The organism is Rhodococcus sp. 5A-K4 (assembly GCF_046097995.1).
Classification (GTDB): Bacteria; Actinomycetota; Actinomycetes; order Mycobacteriales; family Mycobacteriaceae; genus Rhodococcus_F; species Rhodococcus_F erythropolis.
Genome location: NZ_JBJURM010000016.1, coordinates 95,068 through 112,207 on the forward strand (window position 1 = coordinate 95,068; position 17,140 = coordinate 112,207).

General features: G+C 63.5%; 15 protein-coding genes. 5 read left to right on the forward strand and 10 right to left on the reverse strand.

The features are described 5' to 3' along the window. Positions 1–4: 4 nt before the first annotated feature. Genes ACKAMS_RS20775 through ACKAMS_RS20785 form a run of 3 tightly spaced genes read right to left on the reverse strand, consistent with a single transcriptional unit; the run spans position 5 to position 2,638 of the window. Positions 5–1,270: an aspartate kinase gene (locus tag ACKAMS_RS20775; RefSeq protein WP_019746567.1), complete on the reverse strand. Its 1,266-nt coding sequence runs from the start codon at positions 1,268–1,270 to the stop codon at positions 5–7. A 49-nt stretch (positions 1,271–1,319) separates the two neighbouring features. Further along, positions 1,320–2,273 carry a hypothetical protein gene (locus ACKAMS_RS20780; protein ID WP_408989461.1) on the reverse strand — a complete coding sequence of 318 codons (954 nt, stop codon included), beginning with the start codon at positions 2,271–2,273 and terminating at the stop codon, positions 1,320–1,322. Beyond that, positions 2,273–2,638 (reverse strand): hypothetical protein, encoded by a 366-nt coding sequence (locus tag ACKAMS_RS20785; protein ID WP_003943492.1) that lies wholly within the window; start codon positions 2,636–2,638, stop codon positions 2,273–2,275. Before ACKAMS_RS20785 ends, ACKAMS_RS20780 begins: the two co-directional genes overlap by 1 nt. 270 nt (positions 2,639–2,908) lie before the next feature. Here ACKAMS_RS20785 and leuA point away from each other — a divergent pair, with 270 nt between their 5' ends. Then, positions 2,909–4,717, forward strand: a complete 1,809-nt coding sequence (gene leuA, locus ACKAMS_RS20790; protein WP_019746565.1) for a 2-isopropylmalate synthase — start codon at positions 2,909–2,911, stop codon at positions 4,715–4,717. 248 nt (positions 4,718–4,965) lie between these two features. Then, entirely contained in the window at positions 4,966–5,343 is a 378-nt protein-coding gene (locus tag ACKAMS_RS20795) for an SHOCT domain-containing protein (RefSeq protein WP_020968226.1), read from the forward strand. Between the two features lie 95 nt (positions 5,344–5,438). Here ACKAMS_RS20795 and ACKAMS_RS20800 read toward each other — a convergent pair whose 3' ends face one another. Next, positions 5,439–6,332 carry a LysR family transcriptional regulator gene (locus ACKAMS_RS20800; protein ID WP_259120567.1) on the reverse strand — a complete coding sequence of 298 codons (894 nt, stop codon included), beginning with the start codon at positions 6,330–6,332 and terminating at the stop codon, positions 5,439–5,441. Positions 6,333–6,422: 90 nt separating this feature from the next. Here ACKAMS_RS20800 and ACKAMS_RS20805 point away from each other — a divergent pair, with 90 nt between their 5' ends. The 3 genes from ACKAMS_RS20805 to ACKAMS_RS20815 are packed head-to-tail and all read left to right on the forward strand — an operon-like array spanning position 6,423 to position 9,349. After that, a complete protein-coding gene (locus ACKAMS_RS20805; RefSeq protein WP_070385887.1) occupies positions 6,423–7,364 on the forward strand; it encodes an EamA family transporter in 942 nt (313 codons plus the stop codon). A 25-nt stretch (positions 7,365–7,389) separates the two neighbouring features. After that, positions 7,390–8,643 (forward strand): MurT ligase domain-containing protein, encoded by a 1,254-nt coding sequence (locus ACKAMS_RS20810; protein WP_097387976.1) that lies wholly within the window; start codon positions 7,390–7,392, stop codon positions 8,641–8,643. Beyond that, a complete protein-coding gene (locus ACKAMS_RS20815) occupies positions 8,636–9,349 on the forward strand; it encodes a type 1 glutamine amidotransferase (protein ID WP_019746560.1) in 714 nt (237 codons plus the stop codon). Before ACKAMS_RS20810 ends, ACKAMS_RS20815 begins: the two co-directional genes overlap by 8 nt. A 6-nt stretch (positions 9,350–9,355) precedes the next feature. On the opposite strand, the gene ACKAMS_RS20820 is transcribed toward ACKAMS_RS20815, so the two are convergent. The 6 genes from ACKAMS_RS20820 to ACKAMS_RS20845 all read right to left on the reverse strand — a co-directional run bounded on the left by ACKAMS_RS20820 (position 9,356) and on the right by ACKAMS_RS20845 (position 17,139). Beyond that, positions 9,356–10,519: a low temperature requirement protein A gene (locus tag ACKAMS_RS20820; protein WP_020905917.1), complete on the reverse strand. Its 1,164-nt coding sequence runs from the start codon at positions 10,517–10,519 to the stop codon at positions 9,356–9,358. A gap of 66 nt (positions 10,520–10,585) precedes the next feature. Further along, positions 10,586–11,713 carry an acyl-CoA dehydrogenase family protein gene (locus ACKAMS_RS20825; protein ID WP_153211051.1) on the reverse strand — a complete coding sequence of 376 codons (1,128 nt, stop codon included), beginning with the start codon at positions 11,711–11,713 and terminating at the stop codon, positions 10,586–10,588. Position 11,714: 1 nt separating this feature from the next. Then, a complete protein-coding gene (locus tag ACKAMS_RS20830; protein WP_020905915.1) occupies positions 11,715–12,920 on the reverse strand; it encodes an acyl-CoA dehydrogenase family protein in 1,206 nt (401 codons plus the stop codon). 17 nt (positions 12,921–12,937) lie between these two features. Beyond that, the gene (locus tag ACKAMS_RS20835) at positions 12,938–15,148 is read right to left on the reverse strand and encodes an acyl-CoA dehydrogenase (protein ID WP_408989462.1); all 2,211 of its coding nucleotides are present in this window, start codon (positions 15,146–15,148) and stop codon (positions 12,938–12,940) included. A 27-nt stretch (positions 15,149–15,175) separates the two neighbouring features. Further along, complete coding sequence (locus ACKAMS_RS20840) at positions 15,176–16,306, reverse strand: steroid 3-ketoacyl-CoA thiolase (protein ID WP_408989463.1); 1,131 nt, start codon at positions 16,304–16,306, stop codon at positions 15,176–15,178. Further along, complete coding sequence (locus ACKAMS_RS20845) at positions 16,303–17,139, reverse strand: SDR family NAD(P)-dependent oxidoreductase (RefSeq protein WP_021342637.1); 837 nt, start codon at positions 17,137–17,139, stop codon at positions 16,303–16,305. The genes ACKAMS_RS20840 and ACKAMS_RS20845 overlap by 4 nt, the downstream gene beginning before the upstream one ends. Position 17,140: the final 1 nt, after the last annotated feature.

A 17,140-nucleotide genomic window follows, 5' to 3' on the forward strand; every position in this document is an offset into this window, starting at 1 on the left:
GAAATTACCGTCCTGTTCCTGCGTGTACTACAGCTTCTTCGTCGCCGCCGAGACCGAAAGCGGCGTGGATAACGCGCACGGCGTCGTCGAGTTCGGTGTCCTTGACCAGCACGGAGATGCGGATCTCGGAGGTCGAGATGAGGTCGATGTTGATGTCGGCCTTGGCCAGTGCCTCACAGAACGTGGCCGTGACGCCCGGGTGGCTCCGCATTCCGGCACCGACCAGGGAAACCTTGCCGATGTGGTCGTCGAACAAGATCTGTGTGAAGCCGATGTCTTCCTGACGCTTGGTCAGGATCTCGACGGCGCGGGGGCCGTCGGCGGTCGGCAGCGTGAAGGTGATGTCCGTCTTGTTGGTCTCCACCTTGGAGATGTTCTGCAGCACCATGTCGATGTTGATCTCGGCATCGGAGACAGCGCGGAACACCTTGGCAGCATGTCCCGGTGTGTCCGGCAATCCGACAACGGTGATCTTGGCTTCGCCGCGATCGTGCGCGACTCCGGTGATCAGGGCCTCTTCCACAGGAATGTCCTCCATCGATCCGGACACGATTGTTCCGGGCTTGGTGGTGTATGACGAACGGACGTGCACGGGCACGTTGTAACGACGGGCGTACTCGACGCACCGGAGCATGAGCACCTTGGCACCACACGCTGCGAGTTCGAGCATTTCCTCGAAGGAAACCGTCTCGAGACGGTGAGCGTCGGGGACGATGCGCGGGTCGGCGGAGAAAACGCCGTCGACGTCGGTGTAGATCTCGCACACGTCGGCGTTGAGCGCAGCTGCCAACGCAACGGCGGTGGTGTCCGATCCACCGCGTCCGAGCGTCGTGATGTCTTTACTGTCCTGGCTGACGCCTTGGAATCCGGCGACCAGAACGATCGAGCCTTCGTCGAGCGCCGTGCGAACACGGCCGGGCGTGACGTCGATGATCTTGGCGTTTCCGTGGCTGCCGGTCGTGATGACTCCGGCTTGTGAGCCCGAGAACGAACGAGCCTCAGCGCCGAGAGAATGAATTGCCATCGCAACCAAGGAGTTGGAGATGCGCTCACCCGAGGTCAGCAGCATGTCCATTTCACGGGCCGGCGGGGAAGGGCACACCTGCTGAGCCAGGTCGAGCAGCTCATCGGTGGTATCGCCCATCGCTGACACCACGACGACGACATCATTGCCGGCCTTCTTGGTCTCGACGATCCGTTCAGCGACTCGTCGGATGCGCTCGGCGGTTGCCACCGAGGATCCGCCGTACTTCTGGACGACGAGAGCCACGCGTTTCTACCTCCAGGTCGAAATTGTTTACAGATACCAGAGGTCGAGCTTACCGAGGTGGTCCTGGGACTTCCCGATGCGTACTGCTGTTCGCCTCAGATCCGCGCGGGATCAGTTGCGAGATCCGCGCTCGCATCAACGTCGCAGAACGCGAACCACCGGCAACGTAACCGACCACCGCGACGGCAACTCCGCAGGCGAGAAGCACGCGGATACTGCTGACCAGGGAAGCTGCCAGCGCGTCGTACACCGCCACAGCCGCCTCGGACGACGGTATGTCTGAATTCTGTAAATAGACCCGGCGCACGACGGCCAGCGCCACCAGCAGGGCGATCATCGCCACCGCCGTCGCCAGCCCGACCAGGGACAGCGCGCGGATTCGCCCCGGTGCAACTGCGACGGCCGTAATCGCGCAGGCCACCGACGCCCACGGCAACCAGGCTGCTGCTCGGTCGAGAGTGTTCGAGAAATCCTGGGCCCGCACCAACTCGTCGGATTGCAGGATCTCGAACTGCGGATCGAGCGCCGGGAGGCGATCGATCACGGTTAATCCGCGATCGCGCAGGTTCGTCCTCAGTTCCGTCATGACCGGCTCGAGGGAGACGGTGACCGTTCCACTGTCGTCGGCCCGAACGATGCCGTCGGCGGCTCGGCCGGTCACCATCGCGGCAAGTTGCGCGTGCGCTCGACGGTTGGCCGCGGTCCAGAGCGTCGCAAACTGGTCGCTCGAGACCAACGACTGAGCGGCCTCACGAACGAGTCTCTCGGCCTGTCTCGTCACAACCTGCGGAAACCCGTCCAACCGCTGCGTCAATTCCTCGGTCAGCCGATCAACGACCGCCGATTGGACAGCGGGGTCGGCAGCCAGCGGGGCAACGGACTCGACATAGCTGTCGGTGTCGTTCACCTGGGTGTGGACGAACAGCGCGAGCACCGAGCCGGCAAAACCGAGACCAGCGAGAACGATCAGCAGTGAACAGACGATCCAGCGGATCGAGCGCATCACGTGTGCTTGGCGCGCGCCGGTCGAATCTTCGCGGTGATGTGGTGAATGCGGTGATCGTCAGCGGGTATCCGGAAGGTCTCGGTAACCCGAACGGTCATCAGGTTGCGCCCGAACAACCCGGCGTCAAGGAGGTAGTCAGCCGTCAGGTCGTCCCCGTCGACCGTCCACTCCACCTCACGAATGTCGCGGATCACGCGATACTGAGGACCTCCGGAAAGGCTGCGCCGCAAATGATTCCCCGAAAATCCGGTCTTCAACCCGACCTCGTGACGTACCGCGTCCGGAGCCAGCGGTACGGAACTGCCATCGTGACTACGGAGCGCGTCGAGGTACGTGCTCGCCACGGCGATTCGGGGATCCATGGACGACAGTCCACCATTTTCGAGGCCGAAACGGCAGCACAATTCGGCGACAAATTGGACATGAGGGCGAACCCCACCGATTTCTCGCGAAATCCAGGAGTAGAGTGCTGTGCATGCAGCGCGCACTCCTTCTTGGTTGCCGCGACGGGGTCTGATCCAGACTGGCCTCCCGCCGCGGGGTTTTTGTGCGCCGGTCGACCAAGCCTTCCGGACTCATGGTCTTGACCAACAGGTCATCAGGCCAGGTCCACAATCCTGGAGATCACACCAATGTCCCCCGCTGACGCATTCACCACCGGCACTCGCACCATTACCCCGCCCACGAAGCCGGCACCTTCCGACCAGCCTGCGTGGAACACGCAGAAGAACTCGTCGATGCCGACGTTCCGCTACCGCCCGTTCGCCGAAGAGGTCGAGACGGTCACGCTGCCCGACCGCACCTGGCCGGACAAGATCATCGACCGAGCACCCCAGTGGTGTGCCGTTGACCTGCGCGACGGCAACCAGGCGCTGATCGATCCGATGAGCCCGGCGCGCAAGCGTCGCATGTTCGATCTCCTGGTCCGTATGGGCTACAAGGAGATCGAGGTCGGATTCCCGTCCGCGAGCCAGACCGACTTCGACTTCGTTCGCGAGATCATCGAGGACGGCGCGATCCCATCCGATGTCACCATCCAGGTGCTGACGCAGTCGCGTCCCGAACTGATCAAGCGCACATTCGAGGCGTGCGAAGGTGCCGAGAACGCGATCGTGCACTTCTACAACTCCACCTCGATTCTGCAGCGCCGCGTCGTGTTCCGCGCCGACAAGGACACGATCAAGAAGATCGCCACCGACGCCGCCGAACTGGTCCTGGCCGAGTCGAAGAAGTACCCGGACACGAACTGGCGCTGGGAATACTCGCCCGAGTCCTACACCGGCACCGAACTCGAGTACGCCAAGGAAGTATGTGACGCCGTCACCGAAACCCTGGGTGCGACGCCTGCCAACCCGGTCATCCTGAACCTGCCCGCCACCGTCGAGATGGCGACACCCAACGTGTACGCCGACTCCATCGAGTGGATGCACCGCAACCTGGCCCGCCGCGATTCGGTCATCCTGTCGCTGCACCCCCACAACGACCGCGGCACCGGCGTCGCTGCAGCCGAGCTGGGCTACCAGGCCGGCGCAGACCGCATCGAAGGCTGCCTGTTCGGCAACGGCGAGCGCACCGGCAACGTCTGCCTGGTCACCCTCGCTCTGAACATGTTCACGCGCGGCGTCGACCCGCAGATCGATTTCTCGAACATCGACGAGATCCGTCGCACGGTCGAGTACTGCAACCAACTGCCCGTCCACGAGCGTCATCCGTACGGCGGCGACCTGGTCTACACCGCGTTCTCCGGCAGCCACCAGGACGCCATCAACAAGGGCCTCGACGCCATGAAGGTCGACGCCGACAACCAGGACTCGGACGTCGACGACATTCTCTGGCAGGTCCCCTACCTGCCGATCGACCCCAAGGACGTCGGCCGCAGCTACGAGGCCGTCATCCGCGTGAACTCGCAGTCCGGCAAGGGCGGCGTCGCGTACATCATGAAGGCCGATCACGGTCTGGTGCTGCCGCGTCGTCTGCAGGTCGAGTTCTCGCAGTCGGTCCAGAAGATCACCGACGGTGAGGGCGGCGAGGTCTCGCCGAAGGAAATGTGGGACGTCTTCCACGAGGAGTACCTCGCCCCCGTCACCCCGCTCGAGCGGATGAAGCAGAAGGTCACCGCGTCCGAGGAGGACGGCGGCACCGACGCCATCACCGCCATCGTCAAGGTGAACGGCAAGGAGCAGGAGATCTCGGGAACCGGTAACGGCCCGCTCGCTGCCTTCGTCGACGCGCTGGGAAGCATCAACTTCGACGTTCGTGTCCTCGACTACTCCGAGCACGCAATGTCCGCCGGCGACGACGCCCAAGCGGCGGCCTACGTCGAGTGCGCCGTGACGGGCCCGGACGGTCAGAGCACCGTCGTCTGGGGTGTGGGTATCGCCACGTCAATCACGACGGCGTCGCTGCGCGCCGTGGTTTCGGCAGTGAACCGCGCGAGCTGACACTCACGCAATACGAACCCGGCTCTTCAACAAACCCTGGTCTCACCCGATTTTCGGGTGAGACCAGGGTTGTTTTCACGGCACAGAAGTTCTTCGGTCCGTGTTTTCGGTTCGGCATGACATAGGTCCCGAAAGAGTCGCTTAGCGAAGTTAACAAACAGGATTCACCCATCGAGGATGATGCAGCCGACCCCGGCACGTGAGATAGTCACCTCAGACAAATCCGACTTGTGAAATGGGGCTCGACAATGGATTCCTTTTGGGACTTCCTCTGGCTGATCATCATCAGCTTCGCGTTCATCGCGTACCTGATCCTGCTCTTCTCGATCATCACCGACCTATTCCGTGATCACAAGACTTCCGGCTGGGTAAAGGCAATCTGGATCGTCTTCCTGTTCTTCATTCCGCTGCTCACCTCGCTCGTCTATCTGATCGTCCGAAGCGACGGAATGGCCCAGCGCTCCATGGAGGCTGCTCAGCAGGTCAAGAATGCACAGGACAGCTACATCCGTGAGGTTGCCGGAAAGTCCCCGGCCGAGTCCATCGCAGATGCAAAGGCGCTTCTCGACGCCGGCACCATCAGCGAAGAAGAATTCGCAGCGCTCAAGGCCAAGGCCCTCGCCTGATTCAGGCCCTCACTAATCAGTGAGGATTGCACTACCGAAACGGGAGCGACACTAATCGTGTCGCTCCCGTTTCGTATTCATTCACCATCCGCCGTTCATTCACCGACCGCCCGGGCGACGTCGCGAAAAGCGTCGAGAACCACTCCGATAGCCGGGCTGCGGTCGATGTGTAATCGAGTTGCCAATTCATAAACGCGAGCAGCGCGCACGCCTGCCACCGGTTTCCTCGATACTCCAGGATGTGTGATCGCGTAACGCGGCATCAAAGCCACACCGTGGCCCGCCGCCACCAACTCTTCGATAACTCGGAAATCGTTTATCCGATGAGCGACTCGAGGTTGGACCCCGGTGACGGACGCAACCGACAACAGAACGTCGTCGACCGGAAACCCGCCGCGCACGCTGATCCAGTTCTCGTCGGCCAATTGTTCCAACCGGACCGAATCCTGCTCGGCGAGTGGATGATCAGGCCGCAGCACCAGGTCGATCGGTTCACGCATCAGCGGTTGCACGCTGACCCGGGGAAACGAGGTCTCGGCGCCGCGTTCGTCACGGTGAGTGAGGATCACGTCGTGATCGGCCAACAGTCCAGGGACGGCCGACGCCGGTTTGTCGACGTCGTGTGCGTCGATGTCCACGTCCGAGTTCTTCAGCGCCGTCAGGACGCCGGGCAGCAGGAGAGCCGCTCCGGAGGGAAAGAACGCGACTCGCACCTTGCCGCGCGGCGAGCCTCGGTACGACGCCATCTCGTCCGCTGCCCGGTCGAGCGCCGCCACCACGTCGTCGGCGCGGAGCACCAGCGCTCGACCAGCGTCGGTGAGGCGCAGCGTGCGCCCGTCCGGTTCGAGGAGCGAGACCCCCGCCTCTCGGGCGAGGATCTTGAGTTGTTGCGAGACGGCGGACGGCGTCATCGAGAGAGCGAGAGCAGTAGCACCGACGGTTCCTCGGTCGGCGAGCTCGCGGAGAATCCGCAAGCGCGTGGCATCCATACGGTGACGAATATCCATGTAGCAAAACTACATGGATAGTGCATCTATAATCGCTTGTTCTGATGCTTCGTACGGCTCACGATTAACGTCATGACTCCCCGCGACCGTCTCCTCGGCCTGACCGTGATCGTCTTGTGGGGTCTGAACTTCCTGGCCATTCGCGTCGGCCTGGATCATTTCCCGCCGTTCTTCTTCGCTGCACTCCGGTTTCTGATCATCGCGATTCCGGTGGTCATCTTCGTGCCGCGTCCGCAGGTACCGCTCCGTTGGTTGCTGCTCTACGGATTCGGTTTCGGATTCGGCCAGTTCGTCTTCCTCTTCTGGGCGATGCATTCAGGGATGCCGACGGGTCTCGCATCACTGGTCCTGCAGTCGTCCGCGCCGTTCACCGTCCTACTCGGCGCGTTCCTGCTCCGCGAGAAGCTCAGCGTCTGGCAGGTCTCCGGGATCGCCGTCGCCGTAGTCGGTATGTCGTTGATCGGCTGGGACCGTTCACACCACGCGGCACTGCTGCCCGTGATCCTCACGCTCCTCGGCGGCCTGTCCTGGGCGTTCGGCAATCTCGGCAGCCGCTTGGCCGCGGCGAACACCGTCGGCGAGCCCGCACCGATGCGCTTGATGCTGTGGATGTGCGTCATCCCGCCGTTGCCGATGCTCGCCCTGTCCGCGGTGGTCGAAGGCCCCACCGTCGGATGGCACGCGCTCGGTACCGCGTTCAGTGCCGACGCCTGGCCGTCACTGGTCGGGCTGGCCTACATCATTCTGCTCGGCACCATCGCCGGATCCGGGCTCTGGACGATGCTCATGGGCCGCTATCCCGCCGGCATGGTGGCGCCGCTCTCCTTGCTGGTACCGGTAGTGGGAATCGGCGCGTCCTGGCTGTTCCTGCACGAGGATCCGAGCCCGTTGTCCCTGGTCGGGGCAGTCATCGTGATCGCCGGAGCGAGTGCCGCACAGATGAGGCGCAAGCCCGCGAACACTGTTTTCTCGGACACACCTGCAGCCTCACCACCGGCGCGACTCGGCGTCTGACGACGCCCTGTGCCAAACTCGGGCCGTGGGAACTGGACTATCGATCACAGCGCGCGGAAAGCTCGCCATGCGAGCTGCCGCAGCAGCATCTTGGGCATCGCAGAAGGCCGGTCGCGGCAAGGGTTCGATGATCGGCGGGTTGATCGCCCTCAAGATCGACCCGACGCTCATGACTCAGCTCGGACGCGGCAAGCGCACCGTCGTGGTCACGGGCACCAACGGCAAGTCGACGACCACACGTATGACCGCCGCAGCACTCGCGACACTCGGTGACGTCGCCACGCAGGCCGACGGCGCCAACATGGATGCCGGGATCGTGGCCGCTCTGGCCGCGCGTACGGACGCAACGCTGGCAGCACTCGAGGTCGACGAACTGCACGTCCCCCACGTAGCCGACGCCGTGAACCCGGAAGTGATCGTGCTGCTCAATCTCAGCCGCGATCAGCTCGACCGGGTCGGCGAGATCAACATGATCGAGCGGAAGCTCCGCGCGTGCGTCAATGCGCATCCGAACGCGGTGATCGTCGCCAACTGCGATGACGTACTGGTCACCTCCGTGGCATACGACGCCGCCAACGTCGTGTGGGTTGCTGCCGGCGGCGGCTGGGCCGGCGATTCCGTCAGCTGCCCGCGCACCGGTGAACCCATCGTGTGGGAGGGAAAGCACTGGCGCAGTACCGGTTCCGACTTCGCGCGGCCCGAGCCGACCTGGTGGCTCGACGACGACAATCTCTACGGCCCTGACGGCCTGAAGATTCCGATGACGTTGACTCTCCCCGGAAAAGCCAACCGCGGTAACGCCGCTCAGGCCGTAGCGGCAGCGGCGGCTTTGGGCGCAGATCCGGTCGGGGCAGTTGCCGCCGCGTCGACGGTCCAGGAAGTCGCCGGCCGCTACAGCACCGTCGAGGTCGGACCGCACTCCGTCCACATGCTGCTCGCGAAGAATCCCGCCGGTTGGCAGGAAGCGCTGTCGATGATCGATCCCACGGTGGACGGACTGGTGATCGCGGTGAACGGTCAGGTGCCGGACGGCGAGGACCTCTCCTGGCTGTGGGACGTGAAGTTCGAGCACTTCGAAGGCGTCAAGGTAGTGGCCGCCGGCGAACGCGGAACCGATCTCGCCGTTCGCCTCACGTACGCAGGCGTCGAGCACACCCTCGATCCGGATCCGTTGCGCGCCATCGCTTCCTGCCCGCCCGGACGTGTGGAGGTACTGGCGAACTACACAGCCTTCCGTGACCTCAACACCGCCATCGCGAAGGAGTCTCGCAATGTCTGACTCGACAATTCGCATCGGACTGGTTCTCCCCGACGTCATGGGCACCTACGGCGACGGCGGCAATGCCCTGATCCTGCGTCAGCGTCTGCGGATGCGCGGGTACGACGCCGAAATCGTGGACATCACCTTGAGCGATCCGGTCCCCGACTCGCTCGACGTGTACACATTGGGTGGCGCCGAGGATTCCGCTCAGCGACTCGCAACGCGCCATCTCGCGAAATACCCTGGCCTGCAACGCGCCGCCGAGCGTGGCGCACCGGTTCTGGCGATCTGCGCTGCCATTCAGGTGCTCGGCAACTGGTACGAAACCTCCAGCGGCGAACGCGTCGACGGTGTCTCGATGCTCGACGTCACGACCTCTCCGCAGGAGAAGCGTTCCATCGGCGAGGTCATCACGAAGCCCTTGATCGACGGGCTCACCGCGCCTCTCTCAGGTTTCGAGAATCACCGCGGCGGAACAACTCTGGGTAGCTCAGCCTCTGGATTCGCACGTGTCACCCATGGTGTCGGAAACGGCGTCGGCGACGGATTCGAAGGCGTCGTGCAGGGTTCGGTGATCGGGACGTACATGCACGGACCCGCCTTGGCCCGGAATCCGGAACTCGCGGACCTCCTGCTCATGCGGGCCTTGGGCGTCAACGAGCTCGAACCCCTGCATCTGCCCGAGGTCGACAAGCTCCGCAAGGAGCGGCTCGCAATTCGCTGACCCGGTTCAGACGGTTTCGGATTTCCCCTCGGTCAGAACCAGTTCCACGGCCAACAGCGCGGCGCAGGCCAGTCCCGCAACCAGTTCGGGCACCGCGGTGTAGGTACCACCGAGCACGACGACGATCGCGACCGAGAACGGCATGAGGGTGCGTACCGAGGAGTCATGTAGTCGAATGTGGATGAACCACAGGGCGGCAAGGATGACCGCGACCGGAACGGTGACGGCAGCACCCGTCACCAACGCGCTGCCGTCACCGTGATGAGTCCAGAAGTCGACGCGCGAGGCCAACCCCGCACCGATGGCGGCAGCGGCGGCGAAGATGAAGTAGTGACCGAACCCCCAGACGAAGGGTGAGACGTTGTCACCGCCGATCACTTCGCCTGCATTGCGTTGGAAGTAGAGCCACCACAGGCTGAAGACAATCAGAATGCCGCCGATCACGACGTAGGTGACCTGCGCTGCCGGATGCTCACCGTCGACCGCGTCCTGAATCGCGATGGTGGTCGAGAGGATCGTCTCGCCCAGAACGATGATGAAGAACAACGAGTACCGCTCCGCGATGTGATGCGGGTGCCACGGCGTCATGCCCGGCTTCTCCGACCAGATCGGTACCGCGAATTCGCACAGAACCAACACCAGGAACGTCGGGACGTAAATGGCGGACGGAACGAAGTAGAAACCGATCCAACCGATCTGGACCAACACGATTCCGAGAGCGTATCGACGAGCCGTGAGCGCATGTTCGGGGTCGTTCCGCGACACCCTGAGCCATTGGATGACCAGGGCTATTCGCATGATGACGTAGCCGACGATGATGAGCAGGGCGTCGTCGTTGAAGAAGCGGACGATGCCGGCTGCAAGGACCAGCGATCCGAGGATCTGGAAGATGGTCAGCAGCCGGGCGATTCCGTCGTCGTTGTCGTACGCCGAGGTGAACCACGTGAAGTTCAGCCACGTCCACCAGATCGCGAAGAATGCCATCGCGAAGTGCCCGACGCCCGAAGCCGCGTGCCCTTCGCTGATCGCGTGGTGCAGACCGGTGGCCGCTTGAGCGACCGCCACGACGAAGCAGAGGTCGGTGAGCAGCTCGAGCGGCGTCGCCACCCGATGCGGCTCGTGCGGATCCCGCGGAACCAACGGCCGGATGAACGAACTGGTGCGATTCACGAAGGGCAGAGTAGCGCGATGATTGCCGACGCGCTGCCCGTGACTGCAACCTGTCGTCTCAGATATTCACGCCGACGCCCCGATCTGGGCTCGGATTTCCAACTGATCGGCGAGTTCGGCGCCTATCGCCCCCGCGCTCCCCAAGGTGAAGGCGATCTGCCGTCCCCACAGGAAATAGCGGTGAATCGGGTAGTCGACGTCCGCGCCGATTCCGCCGTGCAGGTGCTGGGTCGCGTGCACCACACGCAGGCCGCCGCGCGACGCCCACCATTTGGCGACCAGCGCCGCTGCTTCCGCTTCACTCTCGACTCCGCTGTCCATCAGCCAGGCAGCGCGGTGCGTGGTCAACCTTGTGCTCTCGGTGTCGAGGTACGCGTCGGCGGCCCGGACGGCAACTGCCTGGTTGGTCGAGAGTGGACGACCGAATTGCACTCGCTCGGAGGTGTATTTCGCCGTCATCCCCAGCGCTTCCTCGCAGACGCCGGTAGCCAGGGCCGCGAGAGCCACCCGTGCACGCCGCAACGTCCAGTCTCGAACCACCGCGCCGTCTGCGGGAAGTGCGTCAGCTGCAGTAACCGCAACCCCGTCGAACTGCACAGCACTGTTGCTCTCGCGGTTCGTCACCGCAAGCGGTGTACGCACCAGCGCGTCCCGGTCCGTGGGCACGATCATGACGCTGACACTGCCGTCCGGCATCGTCACCGGAACGACCAGCGCGGCCGCGAACTCCGCGGCAGGCACGGAGTCGACGTGGCCTGACAGAACCCAACCGTCAGGCGCCGGCTCGGCGCGAACCGCCGTCTCGGCGTTGTAGCCGGTGTCGAATGCGCCGGTGACGATCACCGAGCCGTCGAGCAGTCCCGGAAGCCACGACGCTTTCTGCTCCGTGCTGCCGAACTCGGAAATCGGCAGCGCCGCCGTGGAAATCACCGACCAGAGCGGCACCTGGGCGACCCGGCGGCCCTGTTGTTCGAGCACCGCAGCCAGGCCGAGCATTCCGAGTCCTGCTCCCCCGACCTCTTCCGGCAGAGCGATTCCCAGAACGTCGGAGTCGGCGAGGAGCTTCCACAGTTCGGCGTCGAAACCGCTGGTGCTCTCCACTTCCCGCAGTCGGTCCACTCCGGACTTCGCCGAGAAGATCGATTCACTCAGATCCCGCACGGCGGACAAGTTGTCGTCGAATTCGAATTCCATGTCAGCTCTTTTCGTTCTGTGCAGCGGGCCGGCGACGCGCAGCAAGCGCCATGCCCAGGCATTTTGCGGCGACAATTTCACGCATCACTTCGTTGGTACCACCACCGAAGGTGTTGTTCTGGGCGCGCCGACCCAGGTTCTCGACCCGCCCTTCCAGTACCGCTCCGGGTGTACCGGGGCGCAGTAAGCCCTTGGCACCCAGCACTTCCTGCAGCATGCCGTACGCACTGACGACGGCTTCGGTACCGAAGATCTTGGCCGCGGCCGAATCCCCGCCGCCCAAGGTGTTGGCGGCGACGTCCGCCACCAGTCGCAGGTTCATCAGGTCGGCGGCGCTGAGCAGCGCGTAGACTTCCGCCAATTTCTCACGTACCCAGCCGATGTCGTAGACGTGGCCGTCACCGGCGGGTTCCGTCTTTGCCCACTCGACCACCTCGGCGAAGAGCTCGTTGGCGATGCCACCGCGTGCTGCCAGGGCAACACGTTCGTGGTTGAGCTGGTTGGTGATGAGCTTCCACCCCTGATTGAGCTCACCGACGACATTGCTGATCGGCACCCGGACATCTTCGTAATAGGTTGCCGAAGTGCTGATTCCGCCCACGGTGTGAATTTCGGTGACCGAGAACCCCGGCGAATTGGTCGGTACCAAGACCACGGAAATGCCCTGATGCGTCGGCGCGTCAGGATCGGTGCGAACGGCAAGCCAGACCCAGTCGGCAAACACACCCGCACTGGTGAAGATCTTGTTGCCGTTGATGACAAGCTCGTCGCCCTCGATGCGGGCGCGTGTTTCGAGTGCCGCGAGATCGGTGCCCGCATTGGGTTCGGTGTAGCCGATGGCAAAGATCAATTCACCCGCCAGGATCGGACGCAGGAAGAAGTCCTTCTGAGCTTGCGTCCCGTGCTTGATCAGAGCGGGTCCGACGGTGTTCAGCGTGACCAGTGACAGCGGCGCATTCGCGCGAATCACCTCGTCGTAGAACACATACAGAGCTTCGGGGTTCTCACCCCGACCGCCGAATTCCTCCGGCCACCCCAAGCCCAGCCAACCGTCTTTACCCATCCGGCGCAGGATGCGATCGAAGACGGGGCCGCCTTCGGTCTGATCCACGAGAGCACGGCGGTCTTCGTCGTTGATGATCTCTGCGAAGTATGCGCGCAATTCCTTGCGCAGAGTCTTCGACTCCTCCGACAAATCCAAGTACATGGTGAAGCTCCTAAGATCTACGAACGCGGCAGGCCGAGTACGCGCTGCGCGATGACGTTGAGTTGGATTTCGACGGTTCCGCCGCCGAACAGAATCGAGGGAAGTCCGATGTGGTCTATCGCGTAATTCGCCGACGGGTCGACAACTGCGGCGCGCGGTCCGAGCAGTCGCAACAGGTCCCGCGAGCCCTCGCGCTGCGCCAGGGCGTTGTACACCTTCGACACGCTGATCTCGGCGCCCGGTTCCTGACCCGCCAGTCGCGCCGACACTCCGCGCAGATTCATCGCGGACAATGCCAACTCACGAGAGATACTGCGGCCGAGGCCTTCCACTGCGTCTTCGCGGGGGCAGTCGTGGCTCGCGTCGGCAATCACCTGACGGAACAACCGACTCGAACCGTGGTGCAGCGTGCTGCCCATGCTCAAGCGTTCGTTGGACAGCGTTGTCGCAGCAAGTTTCCACCCTTGCCCAGGTTCGGCCACCAGGCAGTCGTCCGGGACGAAGACGTCGTCGAGGAATACCTCGTTGAATTCCGACTTGCCGGTGGCTTGCTTCAGCGGACGTACGTCGACGCCCTTCGAGGTCATGTCGACCAGGAAGTACGACAGCCCACGATGTTTCGGAGCGTCCGCGTCGGAACGCGCCAGGCATACTCCCCAATCTGCCTCGTGCGCACCCGAGTTCCACACTTTCTGACCTGACAGGACCCAGCCACCGTCGACCTTGCGCGCTTTCGTGCTCAGACCGGCCAGGTCTGATCCCGCGCCCGGCTCACTGAACAGCTGGCACCAGATGATGTCGGCGCGCAGCGAAGGCTCGACGAACCTGTCCTGCTGCTCGGCGTTGCCGTGTTCGAGAATCGTAGGCAGCACCCATTCCCCGATCACCGTGGACGGTTGAGCCCAACCTCGCATCGCGAATTCATGTGCGATGACGGCCTGTTCCCTCGGTCCCGCTCCCAGCCCGTACGGCGCCCGATAGTGCGGGGCAATCAGTTTGGCGTCGGCAAATCGGGCGCGTCGAGCGCTCCCCTTGGCCGGCGCCCAACTGGCGCTGGTGGTTCCGTCGTCGGGCAGCAGCGCAACCTCGTCCAGAACCCTACGAACCTGCTCTCGTAACTCCGGCAGCATTTCCGGGTCGACAAAGGAGAAATCCCGTTCCGAATCGGCAGACCGGTCTCCCAATGTGTGTGCCCACTTCACCTCGGAACCCGCCACTGCCGCGATACTGATCGCCCGGCGCCAGTACAGATGCGCGTCGTGCTCCCAGGTGAATCCGATTCCGCCGAGCAAAGTCACACATTCGAGGGCGTTCTCGATGCCGACGGGCAAAGCGGCCAACGCAGCTTGAGCCGAGACAAGTTTCTGCTGATCCGCGTCATGGTCTTCGGATCGAGCGGCGTCCCACGCTGCGGCACAGGCAATCTCGGAGCGGACCAGCATCATGGCCGCCTTGTGCTGAACTGCCTGGAAGCTTCCGACCGGACGGCCGAACTGCTGCCGGGACTTCACATAGTCGACTGCGGTCCGTAGCGCCCACCCGGCGATACCGCTCGCCTCCGCAGCCAACACCGTGTTGACGATCAGTTCGGTTCGGTGCGCCTGGAGACCGTCGACGATCAGCCCAGCCTCGACCTGGTGATCGGTCAACGTCAGTGTTCCGATCGACCGTGTCAGATCCACCCCGTCTTCGATCACCACCGCAGCGGAAGTCGACGGTTCGAGCCGGAACCACAACTCGCCGTCTTCGCTGTTCGCCCGCACGAGAACGACATCAGCTCCGGCCAGACCTAGAGCTGGGTCGGCAGAACCGCTCACTGTCCACCCAGCGTCGCTTCGAGCAGCGCGCAATCCCGCGCCTGTACAGACTGCTCCGGTTGCACCGGTGGCCAATTCGGTCAGCATTGTTTCCGCAGCCGGGCCCGCAGCTGTTGCGAGAATCCCACTGGCGATGACCGTCGGAACGTACGGTCCCGGATAGAGCGCATCACCCAATTGCTCGACTACCACTGCAAGTTCGGCAAGACCCGCCCCGTCACCGCCGTACTGCTCCGGCAGGTGCACTGCGTGCAGGCCCTGACGGACCAACCCATCCCACGAGTCCGGCCGATCACCGGCGGCGTACCGCTTGACGTTGCTCCGCGTATCGGCGATTCCACCGAAGCGGTTCGCGAATGCGGCTACCGCTTCCGCCAGGTCACGGTGATCTTCGAGCAGGGATAGTGCCATGGCAGGTTCCTCAATCTTCGGTTCTTGTCAGATGCGTTCGAGAATCAGGCAGGTGGTTGCGGCGGACGCGCAGATCGCGATCAGTGCGATGGACTTGTCCCGGCGCTCCAATTCGTCGATGACATTGGCCAACAGTCTGATTCCGGTTGCACCGGCGGGGTGGCCCAGTGCGATTGCGCCGCCGTTGACGTTCAGCAATTCGGGATCGACGCCGTGAACCTGCGCGAACGACATCGGTACCGAAGCAAATGCCTCGTTGACCTCGAACAGATCGATGTCGTCGATTGTCAGCCCGGTGCGTCCGAGCACGATGTTTGCCGCGTCGACGGGACCGTCGAGCATGAACTCGGTGTCCCCGCCGATAACGCACTGCGCCAGTATCTTTGCCCGTGGCCGCACGCCGAGGGCCTTGGCTCGATCCTCTGACATCAGCAGAGCTGCACTCGCACCGTCCGAGACCTGCGAAGACGTTCCAGCGGTGTGCAATCCGCCTTTTTGAACGGTGCGCAGCTTCGCGAGCCCTTCGAGACTCGATTCGCGCAGACCCTGATCACGGTGAACCGGAACGTCAGAGCCCGGAGCGACCACATCGATGATGTGCGAGTCGAAGCGTCCTGCCTCCCAGGCTGCTGCGGCTCGCTGCTGCGAGCGCAGCCCGAAGGCGTCGAGATCTTCGCGGCTGAAACCGCGCTTGACAGCAATCCGATCGGCCGCGGTGTACTGGTCGACGGTATCGAGTGACCACGACTCCGGACGCGGCGTTCCCAGGCCGGTACCCACCTTGTACGTCAACGGAGCTCGGGACATCAACTCGACACCGCACGCCACACCCACGTCGACTGCACCGATGGCAATTTGGCCGGCAATCAACTGCACCGATTGCTGCGCTGTGCCGCACTGCGCGTCGATCGTGGTGCAACCCGCTTTCAACGGAAGGCCCGCATGCATCCAGGACGTACGCACGATGTTTCCGAACTGCTCACCGAGAGGCGTCACACAGCCGCCGATGACCTGGTCGACCGCGTCAGGATCCACGCCCACCCGATCCAGCACGCCTCTCTGCGCATAACCCAACAGTTCCGCCGCGTGGACTCCGGACAGCCAACCCTCACGCTTGCCGAACGGCGTTCGTGCTGCGTCCACGATGACGGGCTTCATGCCAACTCCTCGGTTCGTAGTGCCGTTCCGTCCAGACCGCGTACGGTCAGGGACCACTCGTCGATCAGGTCCAAGCTGACGCTCGAGCGCGCGGTGAACTCGGTGTCGCAATCACACAGCGCTGTGACCGCTTCCACCATTTCTTCCATAGATTCGACCTGATCCGGCCGGATAGTCTCACCGACCAGGACTTTGGCGCCCTCACTGAGCACCGCTGCCCGCGGTTGAACCGTGTTGACGCGAACCCCCTGGCCGTAGAGTTCCACGCCCATGCCGTTGCTCATCCTGTTGAGCGCTGCTTTGGAGGCGCCGTACACGGTCATGGCAGTTCCCGGTTCGACCCACGTGAACGGCGGGCCATGCCACGGTTTGACGGTGCCACTGGACACGTTCACGATCCAGCCGTATCCGTTTGCCACCATCCCCGGCACCACGGCTTGCATCAGATCGAGCGGTGCATGGACATTTGCCTCGAACATCAAACGTCGCCGCCGCAGTGGGTAATCCGACAGCGGCTGATAGATCGCCGCTGCCGCGTTGTTCACCAGGATGTCGATCGTCCCGCCAAGCTTCTCGACCGCCAGCGGCACAACGGTGTCGCGCTGCTGCTCGTCCGTCAGATCTGCGACAACTATCTCAACTTTGGTTCCGTACTTGGCAATTCGAGCCGCAGTCTCTTCGAGACTGCCCGGCAGGGTTGCATGCGTGCCGAGCGTCCGAGCCACGAGGGCGACGTCGGCACCCTCGGCTGCCAGTCGCTCTGCGACGCCCGCACCGATTCCGCGACTGGAACCGGTGACAAGCGCTCGGCGGCCGTCAAAGCGCCTCGTCATG

Bases quoted from the DNA above. Each gene is read 5' to 3' on its own strand.
- ACKAMS_RS20780 (WP_408989461.1), bottom strand. From the start codon at position 2,273: ATGCGCTCGATCCGCTGGATCGTCTGTTCACTGCTGATCGTTCTCGCT.
- ACKAMS_RS20785 (WP_003943492.1), bottom strand. From the start codon at position 2,638: ATGGATCCCCGAATCGCCGTGGCGAGCACGTACCTCGACGCGCTCCGT.
- leuA (WP_019746565.1), top strand. From the start codon at position 2,909: ATGTCCCCCGCTGACGCATTCACCACCGGCACTCGCACCATTACCCCG.
- ACKAMS_RS20795 (WP_020968226.1), top strand. From the start codon at position 4,966: ATGGATTCCTTTTGGGACTTCCTCTGGCTGATCATCATCAGCTTCGCG.
- ACKAMS_RS20800 (WP_259120567.1), bottom strand. From the start codon at position 6,332: ATGGATGCCACGCGCTTGCGGATTCTCCGCGAGCTCGCCGACCGAGGA.
- ACKAMS_RS20805 (WP_070385887.1), top strand. From the start codon at position 6,423: ATGACTCCCCGCGACCGTCTCCTCGGCCTGACCGTGATCGTCTTGTGG.
- ACKAMS_RS20815 (WP_019746560.1), top strand. From the start codon at position 8,636: ATGTCTGACTCGACAATTCGCATCGGACTGGTTCTCCCCGACGTCATG.
- ACKAMS_RS20825 (WP_153211051.1), bottom strand. From the start codon at position 11,713: ATGGAATTCGAATTCGACGACAACTTGTCCGCCGTGCGGGATCTGAGT.
- ACKAMS_RS20830 (WP_020905915.1), bottom strand. From the start codon at position 12,920: ATGTACTTGGATTTGTCGGAGGAGTCGAAGACTCTGCGCAAGGAATTG.
- ACKAMS_RS20835 (WP_408989462.1), bottom strand. From the start codon at position 15,148: ATGGCACTATCCCTGCTCGAAGATCACCGTGACCTGGCGGAAGCGGTA.
- ACKAMS_RS20840 (WP_408989463.1), bottom strand. From the start codon at position 16,306: ATGAAGCCCGTCATCGTGGACGCAGCACGAACGCCGTTCGGCAAGCGT.
- ACKAMS_RS20845 (WP_021342637.1), bottom strand. From the start codon at position 17,139: ATGACGAGGCGCTTTGACGGCCGCCGAGCGCTTGTCACCGGTTCCAGT.